Here is a 15537-nt window from a genome sequence, read left to right as displayed (position 1 = left end):
CGGAAAGATTCTGGATTGCTTCGCTTCGCTCGCAATGACAGAGAGGAGGATAGATATGGACGACCAAAACCGCCGCGATGCCGGCATGAATGTACGCCGAAAAGTACTGGGCAATGCCTGGGTCGACAAGTCGATCGCGAACCGCAACGCCTTCAACACCGACTTCCAGGACCTGATCACCGGCTACGCCTGGGGCGAGATCTGGACGCGGCCGCATTTCGACGAGCGCACGCGACGGGTGCTGGTGATCGGCACCATGGTCGCGCTCGGGCAATGGGACGAATTCCGCCTGCACGTGCGCGCGGCGCTCGCCGAAGGCGGCTTCACGCCCGACGACATCAAGGAGATCCTGCTGCAGCAGGCGATCTATTGCGGCGTTCCGGCGGCGAACCACGCCGTGAAGGAAGCCTCAGCGATTGTGCAGGAGCTCGGCCTGCTCAAGACCTAGGGGAGCGGCGATCTCGACGGTCTTCGGCGCTGCCGCCGGCTTCTCGATCACCACGACGATGGCCGCGCCGAGCAGAAGCAGAAGCTCGGTCGCGTGCAGCCGGAGCGCGGCCATCTCGCCGACCTTCGAGGCCATCACCATGCTGGCAAACGAGATCAGACTGCCGATCGCCAGGGCAATGCCGAGCGCCTCGTCACTGCCGCCATTCTTCCGCGTGCGGCGGATGCAGAGCAGCGCGAGATAGATCAGAAAGAACGCCACGACGGTCAGCCGTCCCAGGGCCAGCAGCCAGGCGGCCCGCACCGTGCTCATCCCCGCCATGTCGAGATGGTCGCTGAGGAACAGGGCGACCGCGACGCTCGGCCGCTCGTAGAGGCCGTGCACCGGTGCGACCATGATGTTGAAGGCCACCAGCGTCCAGGCCGGGATGAAGTAGGCCGCCAGCAGCGCGCCGTTGACCGAGCCGATCCGCCAATTCCTGAACATGCCGCTTCCCGCTTGCTTGCCGAAAGCCCTCAACGGAAGGCAATGGCTTTGCCGGAGCTAACTCGCATCAGACTGTGGCGGCAATTTAAACCCTTTGTTTACCTTAACCGCCCGGCGGACCGGGCGCCCACAAAAAAGGCCCCGCCTTACGGCAGGGCCCCTCTTCACGTCTGGGCTCCCAAACTACTTGTCCTGACCCTGTTGCTGACCGGGCCGGTCGCCCTGGCGCATCGGATCCTGCTGCTGCTGTCCGGGTTTCTGGCCGCCGCCCTGCTGTTGCTGAGGCGTGCGCTGGCCGGGGTTCTGACTCTGCTGACCCGGATTCTGGTTCTGCTGCTTCGTCATTCGGGGGAACTCCCTTGTTGGACGTCAGAGGCGAGACAACGGCCACGCTCCATTTTGGTTGCTCAGGAACCCGATTCCTCGCGGTTCGAGGGAACCGAAGGCGAAAATGACCTCTGTACAAGCCTGGATGTCGACATCTGGCCAGTTGCAGCGTCCAGTTCCCTCCTGTTACAAAACTGGAAGAATGCTCAAGGGCTGCCGGGGCCCGAGGAGAACTTGCGACCTCTCTCTCGAAGAGCTCCCTTTGAGCCGCGTCAGGTTTGGTAACGGCAGCCCATGGATTATTTCGCCCAGCAGCTCATCAACGGTCTCGTCCTGGGCTCGATTTACGGCCTGATCGCGATCGGATACACGATGGTCTACGGCATCGTCGGCATGATCAACTTCGCCCATGGCGACGTCTTCATGATCGGCGGCTTCATTGCGCTGATTACCTTCCTGATTCTGATCTCGCTCGGCCTCACCGCAATCCCGGTGATCCTGCTCGTGGTTCTGCTGGTCTCGATGGCGATCACCGCGCTCTACGGCTGGACCATCGAGCGCATCGCCTACCGGCCGCTGCGTCATTCCTTCCGCCTCGCCCCGATGCTGTCGGCGATTGGTATGTCCTTCGTGCTGACCAACTACTCGCAGGTGGCGCAAGGCGCGCGCGTCAAGCCGATCCCGCCTTTCATCACCGGCGGCTACACGCTGCATGAGAGCCCGGACGGCTTCGTCATCCAGCTTTCCAACATCCAGATCATGGTGGTCATCACCACCATCGTGCTGTTGGCGATCTTCACCTGGCTGGTGTCACGCACCCGGCTCGGACGCGACATGCGCGCCTGCGAACAGGACCAGACCATGGCGGCGCTGCTCGGCGTCGACGTCGACCGCACCATCTCCATGACCTTCGTGATCGGCGCCGCGCTCGCCGCGGTCGCAGGCCTGATGTACCTGCTCTATTATGGCCTGGTGGATTTCTTCATGGGCTTCGTCGCCGGCATCAAGGCCTTCACCGCCGCCGTGCTCGGCGGCATCGGCTCGCTGCCCGGCGCCATGCTCGGCGGACTTGCGATCGGCCTGATCGAGACGTTCTGGTCGGCCTATTTCTCGGTGGAGTACAAGGACGTCGCCGCGTTCTCGATTCTGATTGTCGTGCTGATCTTCATGCCGACCGGCCTGCTCGGCCGTCCCGAAGTCGAAAAAGTCTGACGGACCGGCCCGCGTGACAACTCCCTCGACCATGTCCGACCATCGCCCAGCAGGCATCTCCTACATTTTGAAGAAATCCTTCCTTAGCGCGCTAATCGCGCTGGTGCTGTTCTCGCTGATGGTCGGCGTGCGCACCGAGGCAGGATCCTCCGGCCAGCTCACCTATTGGACGCGATTCGGCGAGGTCGCCTCCCTCGTCGCCGTGGTGTTCGGCGGCTCGATCGTGATGGAGCTATTGCGGCAATGGATCGGCTCGAGCGGTGCCGAGAAGCTGGTACCTCCGGCGGTGCAGAGCGGCATATCCTTCATCGGCCGCTACCTCGCGCCGGCGCTCCTGATCTTCACGCTGCTGGTGCCCGTGATCTTCTATAACCAGCGCTACATCCTCGACCTCGCGATCCTCGTGCTCACCTATGTCATGCTGGGCTGGGGGTTGAACGTCGTGGTCGGCCTCGCCGGCCTGCTCGATCTCGGCTACGTCGCCTTCTATGCCGTCGGCGCCTATTCCTACGGGCTGCTCGCCACCAATTTCGGCTGGTCGTTCTGGATCTGCCTGCCGCTCGCCGGCATCCTCGCCGCATTCTGGGGCGTGCTGCTCGGCTTCCCCGTCCTGCGCCTGCGCGGCGACTATCTCGCGATCGTGACACTCGCCTTCGGCGAGATCATCCGCCTCGTCATCATCAATTGGCAGGAGCTCACCGGCGGTCCCAACGGCGTCTCGGGCATTCCCCGGCCCTCCTTCTTCGGCATCCCGCTCGACAACAGCGACGACGGGCTAGCTGCCAAGCTCGGCATCGAATATTCGCCGACCCACCGCATCGTCTTCCTGTTCTATCTGATCCTGGCGCTGGCGCTTCTCACCAACTGGGTCACGATTCGCCTGCGCCGCCTGCCGATCGGGCGGGCCTGGGAAGCCTTGCGCGAGGACGAGGTCGCCTGCCGCGCGCTCGGCATCAACACCACGACCACCAAGCTCACGGCATTTGCGACGGGCGCCATGTTCGGCGGCTTCGCCGGCGCGTTCTTCGCCACGCGCCAGGGCTTCATCAGCCCGGAATCCTTCACCTTCCAGGAATCGGCGCTGGTGCTCGCCATCGTCGTGCTCGGTGGCATGGGGTCGCAGCTCGGCGTTGCGCTCGCGGCGCTCGCCATGATCGGCGGCTTCGAGCTGTTCCGCAGCCTTGAGACTTACCGCATGCTGGTGTTCGGCATGGCGATGGTGCTCATCATGATCTGGCGGCCGCGCGGCCTGATCGGCCATCGCGCCCCCACCGTGTATCTGACCAAGGCGCATGCGATCTCCTCCGATCTCGTCAAGGAAGGGCACGGATGAGCCGCGACCAGATTCTCAGCGTCGACCGGCTCACGATGCGCTTCGGCGGCATCGTCGCCGTGCAGGACCTGTCGCTCTCGGCGGAGCGGAAGAAGATTACCGCATTGATCGGCCCGAACGGCGCCGGCAAGACCACCGTCTTCAACTGCATCACCGGCTTCTACAAGCCGAGCGGCGGCAGCATCCGCCTGAAGCATGACGACGGCAAGCTGATCGCACTGGAGAGCCTGAACGATTTCCGCATCGCCAAGCAGGCCAAGGTGGCGCGCACCTTTCAGAACATCCGCCTGTTTCCCGGCATGACCGCGCTGGAGAACCTGATGGTGGCGCAGCACAACGCGCTGATGCGCGCCTCCGGCTTCACCCTCCTCGGTCTCCTCGGCGTGCCCGCCTACCGCGACGCCGAAAAGCGCGCGATTGATCTCGCCACCGAGTGGCTCCAACGGGTCAACCTGCTCGAGCGCGCCGACGACGCTGCCGGCAATTTCGCCTATGGCGACCAGCGCCGGCTCGAGATCGCCCGCGCGATGTGCACCGAGCCCGCGCTATTGTGCCTGGACGAGCCCGCCGCTGGCCTCAATGCACGCGAGAGCGCGGCCTTGAGCGAGCTCCTGCTCTCGATCCGCAACGAGCTCGGCACCTCGATCCTGCTGATCGAGCACGACATGTCGGTGGTGATGGAAATCTCCGACCACATCGTGGTGATGGACCATGGCGTCAAGATTGCGGAAGGCTCTCCGCGCGACGTCCGCGACGATCCCAAGGTGATCGCCGCCTATCTCGGCGCCGACGAGGACGAGGCGGTGGCCGTGATGGAGGGCGGGACGTGACGTCTGCGCCCAATCCCCTGCTCGCGATCCGCAGCCTTCGCGCCGCCTACGGCAAGATCGAGGCGCTGAAGGGCGTCGATGTCGAGATCAATGCCGGCGAGATCGTTGCCCTGATCGGCGCCAACGGCGCCGGCAAGTCGACGCTGATGATGACGATCTTCGGCAAGCCGCGCGCCCGTGCCGGCCAGATCCTGTACGAAGGCCGCGATATCACCGACGTTCCCACCCACGAGATCGCGCATTTGCGCATCGCGCAATCGCCGGAAGGCCGCCGCATCTTCCCGCGCATGAGCGTTGCGGAAAACCTTCAGATGGGAGCGGATGCCACCGAATGCACGGATGTGGAGCGCGAGGTGACGCTCCAGCGCGTGTTCACGCTGTTTCCGCGGCTAAAGGAACGCTATGCCCAGCGCGGTGGAACCCTGTCCGGTGGCGAGCAGCAGATGCTGGCAATTGGCCGCGCGCTGATGAGCCGCCCCCGCCTGCTCCTGCTCGACGAGCCCTCGCTCGGGTTGGCTCCGTTGATCGCCCGTCAGATTTTCGATGCGATCCGCACCCTGAACCGGCAGGATGGTCTGACCGTTCTGATCGTCGAGCAGAACGCCAACCATGCGCTCAAGCTCGCCCATCGCGGCTATGTCATGGTCAATGGCCTGATCACCTTGGCCGGGACCGGCGCCGAGTTGTTGCAGCGCCCCGAGATTCGCGCCGCCTACCTCGAAGGCGGCCGGCGCGGCTGACGCCCGCCGAAGCCGGACAAGGGCCGACCCACGTGCGGGCCGAATGTGGCGAGATATCTCCGCCGATGCCCGTATTTTGCCGGTGACTTCTCCTCAAATTCATTCGAGAATGGCGCCGGTTTGAACCGGGCAAGCCCGGCAACTTCCACAGGCGACCACCCGCGAGGTATCTCATGAAATCACTGAAGCTCATCGGCCTGGCATTCGGCGCATCGCTCGCGCTCTCGAGCGCGGCATTCGCGCAGGATGTCACCGTCGCAGTCGCAGGCCCGATGACCGGCGGCGAGTCCGCCTTCGGCCGCCAGATGAAGAATGGCGCCGAGATGGCCGTGGCCGACATCAACGCCGCCGGCGGTCTCAACGGCAAGAAGCTGGCCCTGTCCGTCGAGGACGACGCTTGCGATCCGAAGCAGGCGCGCTCGATCGCCGAGAAGATCGCCGGCGCGAAAATCCCGTTCGTGGCCGGGCATTATTGCTCGTCCTCGTCGATTCCCGCTTCGGAGGCCTATGCCGACGGCAACGTGCTCCAGATCACGCCGGCCTCGACCAACCCGCTGTTCACCGAGCGCAAGCTCTGGAACGTGGCGCGCGTCTGCGGCCGCGACGACCAGCAAGGCCTGATCGCGGCGCAATACATCGCCAAGAATTACAAGGGCAAGAACATCGCGATCCTCAACGACAAGACCACCTACGGCAAGGGTCTTGCCGACGAGACCAAGAAGGCGCTCAACAAGGCCGGCATCACCGAGAAGATGTACGAGTCCTACAACAAGGGTGACAAAGACTTCAACGCCATCGTCTCGCGCCTGAAGCGTGACAACATCGATCTCGTCTATGTCGGCGGCTATCATCAGGAGAGCGGCCTGATCCTGCGTCAGATGCGCGATCAGGGCCTCAAGACCGTGCTAATGGCCGGCGACGCGCTCGCCGACAAGGAGTACGCCTCCATCACCGGTCCGGCCGGCGAAGGCACGCTGTTCACCTTCGGCCCCGATCCGCGCAATAAGCCGACGGCGAAGAAGATCGTCGAGGCGTTCAAGGCCAAGGGCATCGATCCCGAGGGCTATACGCTCTACACCTACGCGGCGATGCAGGTCTGGTCGCAGGCGGCCAAGAAGGCCGGCACCACCGACGCCAAGAAGGTCATGGAGACGATCAAGGCCGGCAAGTGGGACACCGTGATCGGCCCGATCGAGTATGACGCCAAGGGCGACATCAAGCAGATCGACTACGTCGTCTACAAATGGGATGCCAAGGGCGGTTACGTCGAGATCAGGGGCAACGGCACCTAACCCCGCTAGAGTGGCCTCAGACCGACCAATCATCACCACGCCCCGGCTCGCCCCGGGGCGTTCTTCTTGCGTGAGGTCAGACCGCGGCCGGCAGCTCGCCGCTCGGCGCCGCCTCGGCCTTTCGCAGAGCTTGCAGGAGATCATTCGGTCGAAACGGCTTTTGCAGGCAGACCACATTGGCGAGGTGGGGCGATTGGTCCATGAAATCGAGCGTCGTCATTCCGGACACCGCAATGACGGGGAGCGCAGGCGCGCGCTCGCGCAGGGCCGCGATGACATCCAGGCCGTTGGTATCACCGAGGAAGATGTCGACGATCGCCCCGTCAAAGGGGCTTTCCGCGAAGGCTTTCAGCCCCGCCGCACCGCTTTTGGCCTCCACGACCTCGAAACCATTGACCCGAAGCACGATCGCGACCATCGCGCGGACGTCCTTTTGGTCGTCGATGACGAGAACGCGGGGCATGGGACAACTCTCGATATCGAAATCAGATCGCCTGATTTAAACCTGGAACCCGCCGCGGCGGAGGGGCATTATGACACCGTCCAGTAAAGCCCATCTTACCGATCCCTGCTCCGCGTTCTCACCAGAATTAAGTAAGCTGTAACCGTCGGTTGAGTCGTAAGCCGGTTCCGTTCACGATGAGCGCCAGAACCCGCTACCATGAACGGGCTCGCAGTCGAATGAGACTAGCGGAGATGCTCAAGACCCTGCTGAAGACCGACCAGCTCAAAATCGACCTGCGAGAGGTGGACGTGCCTGCAACGATCGACCGAAGCACATTTCTTTCGACCCTGCCGGCCACCTCGACCGACCGCGCTGCGGCATTGACGATTGTCGGCGTGTCCTCGATCCTGTTCGCAGCGGCTGTACCCTTCGCGGGTATCCCGCTACTGCCGGTCCCCGCCTTCGTCGCGAGTTACCAATCGGCGCTCGCCATCAGCGACATCGTCACGGCAGTGCTGCTGCTCTCGCAATTCGCAGTCTTGCGGACTCGTGCATTGCTATGGCTCGCGACCGGTTATCTCTTCACCGCCGCAGCGGCACTGGTCCATGCCCTCACCTTCCCCGGCCTGTTCACACCGACCGGGCTCTTCGGCGCGGGCCGGCAAACCACGGTCTGGCTCTACATGATCTGGCACGGCGTCTTCCCGCTATGCGTGCTGGGCTATGCCTGGCTGAAGGAAAAGGACGGAGGCTCCCGGCTCCGGGGTGCGACGAGCAGTGCGATCTATGCCTGCGTGCTCGGAATCATCGTCGCGATGGCCGTCTGCACCTGGATCGTCACCGCGCAACACGATCTGTTGCCGGTCCTGCTGCGCGACGGCCACTACACGCCGACCATGATCGGCGTCGTGTCCTTCGTGTGGTCGCTGAGTTTTGCCGCGCTTGTCTCGCTCTGGTTCCGCAGACCGCATACGGTCATCGACGTCTGGCTCATGGTCGTCATGTGCGCCTGGCTGTTCGACATCGCGCTGTCGGCGATCGTCAACGTCGCGCGCTTCGACCTCGGCTTCTATGCCGGCCGGCTCTACGGCCTCGCCGCAGCGACCTTCGTGCTCGCGGTGCTCCTCATCGAGAATGTCCGTCTTCAGGCGCACACGATGGGCCTCGTCGGCAGGTTGCGCCAGCAATCGGCTTCGGAACGCGACTATTACGGCAAGCGCCTCGCGCTATATGGCGCGGTGATCGAGTCCTCCAACGACGCCATCATCACGAAAACGCTCGACGGCATCATCACCGGCTGGAACAAGGCCGCCGAGCATCTGTTCGGCTATTCCGCTGCGGAAGCCGTCGGCCAGCCAATCGACATCATCGTGCCGCCGGACCGCAAGGGCGAAGTCAGGAGCATCCTCAACCGGGTCGCCAGCAACGAGTCGATCGCCCAGCACGAGACGGTCCGCATCCGAAAAGACGGACGCCCACTCGACGTCGTCCTGAATATCTCTCCCCTGCGCACAGATCAGGGCGAGATCATCGGCGCCTCCAAGATCGCCCACGACATTACCGAAGAGAAGCAGGCGAGAGAGAAGCTTCGCCGCGAGACTGAAGAACGCCAGCGCATCTTCGAGACATCGCAGGACCTGATCCTGGTCACCGACGGCTATGGCAATTTCGTCCAGGTCAGCCCGAGCGTGAAGAACATTCTCGGCTACAGCCCCGAGGACATGGTCGGGCACAGCGCGACCGAGTTCATCCATCCTGACGATCTGGAGAAGACGCGGAGCGAGATGCGCGCAGCCCGGCGTGGCGCGGTCAAGCGCAGCTTCGAGGCGCGCTACTACCATTACGACGGTCACGAGGTCACGCTGAACTGGATGGGCACCTGGTCGGAGCCGGTGAAACGCCATTTCTTCATCGGCCGCGATCTCACCGACAAGCAGGCGGCCGAGGCCCAGCTCCGGCAGGTCCAGAAGATGGATTCGATCGGCCAGTTGACCGGCGGCGTCGCTCACGACTTCAACAACGTGCTGACCGTCATCACGGGCACGATCGGCATTCTCAGCGACGCCGTCGCCGACAGGCCGGAGCTTGCCGCCATCACCAAGTTGATCGACGATGCGGCTGAACGCGGCGCGCAACTGACCAAGCACCTGCTCGCCTTCGCACGCAAGCAGCCGCTCCAGCCGCGCGAGATCGACGTTAATGCACTGGTGCTCGAAGCTGCCAAGCTGCTGCATCCGACCCTGGGCGAGCAGATCACGATCTTGCCGCAGCTCACCGAGGACGCCTGGCCCGCGCTGGTCGATCCGGGCCAGCTCTCCACCGCGATCCTGAATCTCGCATTGAACGCGCGCGATGCCATGCCCGACGGCGGCACCTTGGTGCTGGAGACGCGCAACATCTTCCTCGACGACGGCTATGCCAGTATGAATCCCGACGTGGTCGCCGGCAATTACGTGATGATCGCCGTCAGCGACACCGGCACCGGAATTCCGCCGGACCTGATCGACCGGGTATTCGATCCCTTCTTCACCACCAAGGAGGTTGGCAAGGGCACCGGCCTGGGCTTGAGCATGGTGTTCGGCTTCGTCAAGCAGTCGGGCGGCCACATCAAAATCTACAGCGAGCAAGGCCACGGCACGAGCGTGAAGATCTACCTGCCGCGCTCGACCGGGGTGCAGGAGACCGCGTTCGAGGCGCTCCAGAATGCGCCGATCGCCGGCGGCAATGAGAAGATCCTGATCGTCGAGGACGACGCCCTGGTGCGGCAATATGTTGTGACGCAGGTCAGGAGCCTCGGCTATACCGCGCTCGAGGCCGCCAACGGCGCCGAGGCCCTCACCATTATCGACAACGACAAGACCATCGACCTGCTTTTCACCGACATCATCATGCCAGGCAACATGAACGGCCGCCAGCTTGCCGACGAAGCGCAGAAGCGCCGCCCCGACCTGAAGACGCTATTCACCTCGGGCTACACCGAGAACGCCATCGTCCATCACGGCCGGCTCGATTCCGGCGTGCTGCTGCTGGCCAAGCCCTACCGCAAATCCGAGCTCGCCAAGATGCTCAGGGCGGCCCTCGCCAGTTGAGCCTGCGACGTCTCTGCGCTATCGCAGAGGCGAACTCCTCTCAGCTCGCGAGGCCAGTTTGAAGAATCTCCTCACCGACGTTGCCGGCGTCCGCGTCGGCCATGCCGAAGACGCAAAAGTCGCCTCTGGCGCGACCGCGGTCATCTTCGATTCTCCCGCGATCGCCGCGATCGACGTTCGCGGCGGCGGACCCGGCACACGCGAGGACGCATTGCTCGATCTTGCCAACACCGTCGAGCGCATCGACGCCATCGCGCTGTCGGGCGGTTCCGCCTTTGGCCTCGATACCGGCGGCGGCGTGCAGGCCTGGCTCGCCGAGCAGGGCCGCGGCCACCGGGTTCGCGAAGCGCTGATCCCGATCGTGCCGGGCGCGATCCTGTTCGATCTCCTCAACGGCGGCGACAAGGCCTGGGGACGCTTCTCGCCCTATCGCGAGCTCGGCTACGCCGCGGCAGCCGCCGCTGGCACGGACTTCGCGCTCGGCAGCGTCGGCGCCGGCCTCGGTGCCACCACCGCAACGTTCAAGGGCGGGCTGGGCTCGGCCTCGGCGCTGACGCCCGACGGTGTCAAGGTCGCGGCGATCGTCGCCGTCAACGCGGTGGGCAGCGTCACCGTCGGCAACGGACCGTGGTTCTGGGCGGCGCCGTTCGAGGTGGACGGCGAATTCGGCGGACGCGGCCTGCCGGACAAGTTCACCGACGACATGCTCCGCATGCGCATCAAGGGCGGTCCTGCCGCGAGCGCGCGCGAAAACACCACGATCGGCGTCGTCGTCACCGACGCGGTGCTGACCAAGCCCCAGGCCAAGCGGCTGGCGATGATCGCGCATACCGGCTTTGCCCGCGCGATCTATCCGGTGCATGCGCCGACCGACGGCGACGTGCTGTTCGCCGCCGCGACCTGCGTGAAGCCGATCGAGCCGCTGGTCGGCCTCACCGAACTCGGCACGGTCGCAGCCAACGTGGTCGCGCGTGCCATCGCCCGCGGCGTTTACGGCGCGACGGCCCTGCCGTTCGCCGGGGCGCAGCCGGCGTGGAACGATCGCTTCGGAGAGCAACGAACGCCTGACATGGCGTTATTCCGACGGAGCCAAGGTGCACCGTCATGCCGTCGTCAGTGATCCGCTTCTTTCGCTATGCGCCCGATACGCGTGAGCTGAAGGTGACTTTCGTCAGCGGTCGCCTGTATGTCTACGAGGACGTTCCGGCCGAGGTCGCGGCCGCGTTCAGTCAGGCCCGCTCAAAGGGATCGTTCTTCAACCGCGAAATCCGCGATCGGTATGCCTATCGTGACACTACCCACGACTACGTAGGCTAAAGCGCGATGAGATCAGGATGAACGTCATTGCGCTTTGGGTTATTGGTTGAGCATGATCTATTCGGACAACCGCTGCACGCTTTCCCAGATCATGCTGTAGCCTGGATCCCGCTCACACGCTCATTGACGTCGAAGAAGCGGTGGACGCGGCCTGCGCCTGGCGCTGCATCATCTGCCCGAACCAGTCATACGGCGAATTGCCGCCACTATTCGCGGTTGACGAGCGGGACGCGCCAGGGACCGTCGTCGACATCTTGAAGCCGTCCGCATAGGTGACGGTGGTGATGGTCGAGCCATCGGCATTGGTCGTCGTCGTCGAGGTCGATCCTCTGCTTGCCTTCGAGGATTCCGATCCGCCGCCTGCCGCATCGCCCGATCCGCCGGCGCTTTGCGCCTGATGGCGGCCATGGCCGCTCGTCAGCGCCTTCGTCATTTCGCCGAGGTTGATGCTGTCATCCGAATTCGCATCCATCTTCGAGAACACGTCATCGGCCTGTGCGAGATTGGTGCCGCCGGCACTGAGCGCGTCCTCGAACTCGGCCTTCGTGATCTTGCCGTCGCCGTCCGCATCGATCTGCGAGAACAGATCTTTCAGCGCCGCCTGCCGGCCCTTCGAGGTCGAGGGCGCCGATGAGGTCGAACTGGTCGCGCCGCTCGCACCATCGGTCGACTGACTCTGCGCGGCGAGCAGCGCCGTCATGGTCGCCGGCGCGATCTGTGGCGGACTGCCTGAGCCGACCAACGAGGACGTCATGCTGCTGCTGTCGATCGCGAACGGGTTGGTCGCGCCTTGCGGAGATCCGGTCTTATGCGTCGATCCGGCCTTCTGCGTTGCCGATGACGACTTCGAGTTCGTCAACGACTGGATCGCGTCGAGCGCACTCGATACCGCGCCAAGGGCAAACAACATTGCACAACTCCAACCCCGATGCGGCATGCCGCGGCCAATGTTCCGAACGACGTCAGCAAGCGTCGTGCCAGCGTCAAAAGCTCAACAAAATCCGCCTTCGCTGCGCCTTGCACAGCCCGGGAACACCGGCAATTCGTGCCGGTCGCGGCAGAAATTTCCGCCCACAGGAAGCAGCCTCCCCCTGCATTGCCCGCCGCAGAGGCCCATGTTAGGCGAGGCCATTCTTCTTCGGCCGCCACCCGGAAAACGCGCCATGACCCAAGCTTTCGCCCCCCGTCCCCTGGCCATCGCGCCCTCGATCCTCGCCTCGGACTTCTCAAGGCTCGGCGAGGAGGTGCGCGCGGTGGACGCGGCAGGCGCCGACTGGATCCATCTCGATGTGATGGATGGACACTTCGTTCCCAACATCTCCTACGGTCCCGAGGTCATCAAGGCGATGCGCCCGCATACGAAGAAGATCTTCGACGCGCACCTGATGATCTCGCCCTGCGACCCCTATCTTGAGGCTTTCGCGAAAGCCGGCTGCGACCACATCACGGTGCATGCGGAGGCAGGTCCCCATCTGCACCGTTCGCTCCAGGCCATTCGCGGCCTCGGCAAGAAGGCGGGCGTGTCGCTCAACCCGGGCACGCCGATCAGCGCGCTCGAATACGTCCTCGACCTGGTCGATCTCGTGCTGGTGATGTCGGTCAATCCCGGCTTCGGCGGCCAGGCCTTCATCCCCTCCGCGATCGGCAAGATCCGCGACATCCGCGCGATGATTGCGGGACGCCCGATCGACATCGAGGTCGATGGCGGTGTCGGTCCTGACGTTGCCGGCCCGCTTGCGGCCGCCGGCGCCAACGCCTTCGTCGCCGGCACCTCCGTGTTCAGGGGCGGCACGCAGGAGGCCTACAAGACCAACATCGCTGCCATCCGCAACGCAGCCGCAGGCGCACGCGGCGAAGCGATTTGAGCTGGATCGGGAGTCCGCAAACCTGCAGCTCCCAAGTGTTGCGGCGCGCAATGCCTAAACGGAATCTTGATCCGTACTCATCCGGACTTCCCTGATTCGCGCAAATCACCGCAAGTGACTCCTGCCTGCTTTTGACGGGAGCACATCATGACGACGACCCTGGTTTGGACTGGCGTAGCGTTGTGGTTTGGATTGAATGCTGCGATTGCAGCTCGCAGCCTCTACATGGCGCGACCGGTGAAGGCCGCATCCTCTGCCCGCATCATTCACCTTCAGCGTCGCCGGGGGTGATGCCATGCAGCTCGCACTCGTGAAACGTCAGCCGAAGCGCAGGTGCCGTATTCCACGGCGACCGCATCCGAATCTCGACTACTTCTTCGGCCGCCTCGAACGCGCCGATCGCACGCGGAACGACGATGCCGGGCCCAGCAATGCGGACGTCGACCATTCGTTTGCCTCGCAGCGCCGACACTGAGATTTCCTTTTCCGGACCGCCCCATGAGACCGCATTGCCCGAACTGCCTGAAGGAAATGACCAAGGCATCCGCGTCGCGTAACCTGTTCAATTGCGAGCCCTGCCGCGAGATCATCCAGTATTTCGGCGGCAGCGCGGATCACGGCGAGGCTGACCCGCAATTCTCCTGGCCCATCCGCCGTAAGCACGCGGCTCACACGGCCCACGCGGCCTGATCCGCCGTTTGTAGGCGCAGCCCTATCCGGCCGCCTCGCCGTCATCCGCTTCAGCCACATCCCCCGCCATCCGCGGCGGCCGCACAATGGTGACGGTGCAGCTCGCCTCCGAGGCCACCTTGGCCGAGACGCTGCCGAGCAAGGTGCGCCTGAACGAGCCTTGCCGCGCGCCGATGATGACATGGTCGACATGGTTGACCTCGGCGAACTCCAGGATGGCAGCGGCGGGATCGACGGCCTCCAGCACATGGACCGACAACCGGCTCTCGTCCAGCTTGAGCGGCGCCGCCCAATGCCGGAGCGCCACCAGGCGGTCGATATGCTTGTTGGAGCCCTGCTCGTCGAGCGTCCGGTCGATCGCGATGCGATTGAGCTTGAGCACGTTGAGGCAGGCCAGCCGCGCCGAGGGCAGCGTGGCGAGAATGCGCTCGGTCGTCACGCGCAGTGCCTCGTTCAGCTCCGGTGCGCCCTCCACAGTGTCGAGCGCGATCGCAAGAATTGGGCTCGACGCGATCTGCGCCGCGACATCCGATTTCGCTCGTGGCTGCATGACGCCCTGATTGAAGCGGCGCCGCCACGCCACGCCGAGGGAATCACGCTTCAGCCGTTCCGCGCGCGCGGTGAGCTTGACCTGGTCCGGATGGGTGAGATCGAAGGCGAGCTGGGACGCCGTCGGATAACGCCACACCGGCTCGATCTCGAGGCAGCGCAGCACCACCTCCTGCAGCCAGGGCGGATAGCCGGCGCGCAATGCGCGCGGCGGATAGGGATCGCGCCACAGCCGGCGCCGCATCGCGCGCAACGTTTCACCCTCGCCGAAGGGACGCTCGCCCGTGGTGAAGAAATAGAGCAGCACGCCGAGCGAGAAGAGGTCACTGCGCGGATCGTCGCGCACGCCTAACAGCCGCTCCGGCGCCATGTAGGGCGCGGTCCCGTAAGGCAGACGAAATTCTTCCTGCAACAGGTCAGGCAGATGGTTGTGGTGCGACAAGCCGTAGTCGATCAGCACGGCCTCGCCACTGCCGCGGAACATGATGCTGCTCGGCTTGATGTCGTGATGAATCACGTTCTGCCGATGCAGGTCGGCGAGCGCGGTCGCGATCTTCGCCACGAGCTGCCGCGCCTCGTCATAAGGCAGCGGCAAGTCCGGCAGTCGCTTGTAGAGCGTCGCCCCGGGGATACGCTCGATCACGACATAGGCCTGATGCGCGAAATCCCCGGTGCCGAAGCAGGCCGGCACGTGCGGGCCTGCAACCCGCGGCAGGATCATCATCTCCATCTCGAACGAGACGATCGCCGCGGGATCCTCACCCTCCGACACCCGCGGGATCTTCATCAGCAAAGGCATGTCGATGCCGGGATGGGTGACGGTCCACAACGTCGCCATGCCGCCAGCATGAACGCATTCACCGATGGTGAAACCGTCGATTTCCGCACCTGCTTTGACCAGGGATTTCGGCATC

Annotated in this window: 17 protein-coding genes; 11 read left to right on the top strand and 6 right to left on the bottom strand. The window is 64.2% G+C overall.

Features of this window, described 5'->3' with window-relative positions:
- Nucleotides 1–55 precede the first annotated feature (55 nt).
- Entirely contained in the window at nt 56–448 is a 393-nt protein-coding gene (locus IVA96_RS20005; protein WP_247280727.1) for a carboxymuconolactone decarboxylase family protein, read from the top strand.
- Here the strand turns inward: IVA96_RS20005 and IVA96_RS20000 are convergent.
- On the bottom strand, nt 410–934 hold the full coding sequence (locus IVA96_RS20000; protein ID WP_247280726.1) for a hypothetical protein: 525 nt from the start codon (nt 932–934) through the stop codon (nt 410–412). The genes IVA96_RS20005 and IVA96_RS20000 overlap by 39 nt on opposite strands.
- Nucleotides 935–1117: 183 nt before the next feature.
- On the bottom strand, nt 1118–1279 hold the full coding sequence (locus tag IVA96_RS19995) for a hypothetical protein (protein ID WP_164934786.1): 162 nt from the start codon (nt 1277–1279) through the stop codon (nt 1118–1120).
- A gap of 276 nt (nt 1280–1555) precedes the next feature.
- Here IVA96_RS19995 and IVA96_RS19990 point away from each other — a divergent pair, with 276 nt between their 5' ends.
- The 5 genes from IVA96_RS19990 (at nt 1556) to IVA96_RS19970 (ending at nt 6668) form a co-directional block, all read left to right on the top strand.
- Complete coding sequence (locus tag IVA96_RS19990) at nt 1556–2473, top strand: branched-chain amino acid ABC transporter permease LivH (RefSeq protein WP_247280725.1); 918 nt, start codon at nt 1556–1558, stop codon at nt 2471–2473.
- A 31-nt stretch (nt 2474–2504) separates the two neighbouring features.
- On the top strand, nt 2505–3806 hold the full coding sequence (gene livM / locus IVA96_RS19985; RefSeq protein WP_247280767.1) for a high-affinity branched-chain amino acid ABC transporter permease LivM: 1302 nt from the start codon (nt 2505–2507) through the stop codon (nt 3804–3806).
- Complete coding sequence (locus tag IVA96_RS19980) at nt 3803–4636, top strand: ATP-binding cassette domain-containing protein (protein WP_247280724.1); 834 nt, start codon at nt 3803–3805, stop codon at nt 4634–4636. Before livM ends, IVA96_RS19980 begins: the two co-directional genes overlap by 4 nt.
- A complete protein-coding gene (locus IVA96_RS19975) occupies nt 4633–5376 on the top strand; it encodes an ABC transporter ATP-binding protein (RefSeq protein ID WP_247280723.1) in 744 nt (247 codons plus the stop codon). The genes IVA96_RS19980 and IVA96_RS19975 overlap by 4 nt, the downstream gene beginning before the upstream one ends.
- 173 nt (nt 5377–5549) lie before the next feature.
- Entirely contained in the window at nt 5550–6668 is a 1119-nt protein-coding gene (locus tag IVA96_RS19970; protein WP_247280722.1) for a branched-chain amino acid ABC transporter substrate-binding protein, read from the top strand.
- A 76-nt stretch (nt 6669–6744) separates the two neighbouring features.
- On the opposite strand, the gene IVA96_RS19965 is transcribed toward IVA96_RS19970, so the two are convergent.
- A complete protein-coding gene (locus IVA96_RS19965) occupies nt 6745–7131 on the bottom strand; it encodes a response regulator (RefSeq protein WP_247280721.1) in 387 nt (128 codons plus the stop codon).
- 233 nt (nt 7132–7364) lie between these two features.
- On the opposite strand from IVA96_RS19965, the gene IVA96_RS19960 reads away from it, so the two are divergent.
- The 3 genes from IVA96_RS19960 to IVA96_RS19950 are packed head-to-tail and all read left to right on the top strand — an operon-like array spanning nt 7365 to nt 11519.
- Nucleotides 7365–10202, top strand: a complete 2838-nt coding sequence (locus tag IVA96_RS19960; protein WP_247280720.1) for a PAS domain S-box protein — start codon at nt 7365–7367, stop codon at nt 10200–10202.
- A 58-nt stretch (nt 10203–10260) separates the two neighbouring features.
- Nucleotides 10261–11322 (top strand): P1 family peptidase, encoded by a 1062-nt coding sequence (locus IVA96_RS19955; protein ID WP_247418794.1) that lies wholly within the window; start codon nt 10261–10263, stop codon nt 11320–11322.
- On the top strand, nt 11307–11519 hold the full coding sequence (locus IVA96_RS19950; RefSeq protein ID WP_247280718.1) for a KTSC domain-containing protein: 213 nt from the start codon (nt 11307–11309) through the stop codon (nt 11517–11519). Before IVA96_RS19955 ends, IVA96_RS19950 begins: the two co-directional genes overlap by 16 nt.
- 112 nt (nt 11520–11631) lie before the next feature.
- Here IVA96_RS19950 and IVA96_RS19945 read toward each other — a convergent pair whose 3' ends face one another.
- Nucleotides 11632–12429, bottom strand: a complete 798-nt coding sequence (locus IVA96_RS19945) for an EF-hand domain-containing protein (RefSeq protein WP_247280717.1) — start codon at nt 12427–12429, stop codon at nt 11632–11634.
- Nucleotides 12430–12682: 253 nt separating this feature from the next.
- Here IVA96_RS19945 and rpe point away from each other — a divergent pair, with 253 nt between their 5' ends.
- Nucleotides 12683–13384, top strand: coding sequence for a ribulose-phosphate 3-epimerase (gene rpe / locus IVA96_RS19940; RefSeq protein ID WP_247280716.1), 702 nt, complete (start codon nt 12683–12685; stop codon nt 13382–13384).
- A 262-nt stretch (nt 13385–13646) separates the two neighbouring features.
- Here the strand turns inward: rpe and IVA96_RS19935 are convergent, their stop codons facing one another.
- A complete protein-coding gene (locus tag IVA96_RS19935; protein ID WP_247280715.1) occupies nt 13647–13832 on the bottom strand; it encodes a hypothetical protein in 186 nt (61 codons plus the stop codon).
- 50 nt (nt 13833–13882) lie between these two features.
- On the opposite strand from IVA96_RS19935, the gene IVA96_RS19930 reads away from it, so the two are divergent.
- Nucleotides 13883–14074, top strand: coding sequence for a hypothetical protein (locus tag IVA96_RS19930; protein ID WP_247280714.1), 192 nt, complete (start codon nt 13883–13885; stop codon nt 14072–14074).
- Nucleotides 14075–14096: 22 nt separating this feature from the next.
- Here IVA96_RS19930 and IVA96_RS19925 read toward each other — a convergent pair whose 3' ends face one another.
- The gene (locus tag IVA96_RS19925; protein WP_247280713.1) at nt 14097–15536 is read right to left on the bottom strand and encodes a bifunctional serine/threonine-protein kinase/universal stress protein; all 1440 of its coding nucleotides are present in this window, start codon (nt 15534–15536) and stop codon (nt 14097–14099) included.
- Nucleotide 15537 lies beyond the last annotated feature (1 nt).

Source organism: Bradyrhizobium sp. 159 (assembly GCF_023073795.1).
Classification (GTDB): domain Bacteria; phylum Pseudomonadota; class Alphaproteobacteria; order Rhizobiales; family Xanthobacteraceae; genus Bradyrhizobium.
Note: the sequence above shows the minus strand (reverse complement) of the source record. Positions and strands in the feature narration are given on the sequence as shown.

What these genes read in the sequence shown, in the direction of transcription:
- IVA96_RS20005 (WP_247280727.1), top strand. Translation starts at nt 56, where the DNA reads ATGGACGACCAAAACCGCCGCGATGCCGGCATGAATGTACGCCGAAAA.
- IVA96_RS20000 (WP_247280726.1), bottom strand. Translation starts at nt 934, where the DNA reads ATGTTCAGGAATTGGCGGATCGGCTCGGTCAACGGCGCGCTGCTGGCG.
- IVA96_RS19995 (WP_164934786.1), bottom strand. Translation starts at nt 1,279, where the DNA reads ATGACGAAGCAGCAGAACCAGAATCCGGGTCAGCAGAGTCAGAACCCC.
- IVA96_RS19990 (WP_247280725.1), top strand. Translation starts at nt 1,556, where the DNA reads ATGGATTATTTCGCCCAGCAGCTCATCAACGGTCTCGTCCTGGGCTCG.
- livM (WP_247280767.1), top strand. Translation starts at nt 2,505, where the DNA reads ATGTCCGACCATCGCCCAGCAGGCATCTCCTACATTTTGAAGAAATCC.
- IVA96_RS19980 (WP_247280724.1), top strand. Translation starts at nt 3,803, where the DNA reads ATGAGCCGCGACCAGATTCTCAGCGTCGACCGGCTCACGATGCGCTTC.
- IVA96_RS19970 (WP_247280722.1), top strand. Translation starts at nt 5,550, where the DNA reads ATGAAATCACTGAAGCTCATCGGCCTGGCATTCGGCGCATCGCTCGCG.
- IVA96_RS19965 (WP_247280721.1), bottom strand. Translation starts at nt 7,131, where the DNA reads ATGCCCCGCGTTCTCGTCATCGACGACCAAAAGGACGTCCGCGCGATG.
- IVA96_RS19960 (WP_247280720.1), top strand. Translation starts at nt 7,365, where the DNA reads ATGCTCAAGACCCTGCTGAAGACCGACCAGCTCAAAATCGACCTGCGA.
- IVA96_RS19950 (WP_247280718.1), top strand. Translation starts at nt 11,307, where the DNA reads ATGCCGTCGTCAGTGATCCGCTTCTTTCGCTATGCGCCCGATACGCGT.
- IVA96_RS19945 (WP_247280717.1), bottom strand. Translation starts at nt 12,429, where the DNA reads ATGTTGTTTGCCCTTGGCGCGGTATCGAGTGCGCTCGACGCGATCCAG.
- rpe (WP_247280716.1), top strand. Translation starts at nt 12,683, where the DNA reads ATGACCCAAGCTTTCGCCCCCCGTCCCCTGGCCATCGCGCCCTCGATC.
- IVA96_RS19935 (WP_247280715.1), bottom strand. Translation starts at nt 13,832, where the DNA reads ATGGTCGACGTCCGCATTGCTGGGCCCGGCATCGTCGTTCCGCGTGCG.
- IVA96_RS19930 (WP_247280714.1), top strand. Translation starts at nt 13,883, where the DNA reads ATGAGACCGCATTGCCCGAACTGCCTGAAGGAAATGACCAAGGCATCC.
- IVA96_RS19925 (WP_247280713.1), bottom strand. Translation starts at nt 15,536, where the DNA reads ATGCCGAAATCCCTGGTCAAAGCAGGTGCGGAAATCGACGGTTTCACC.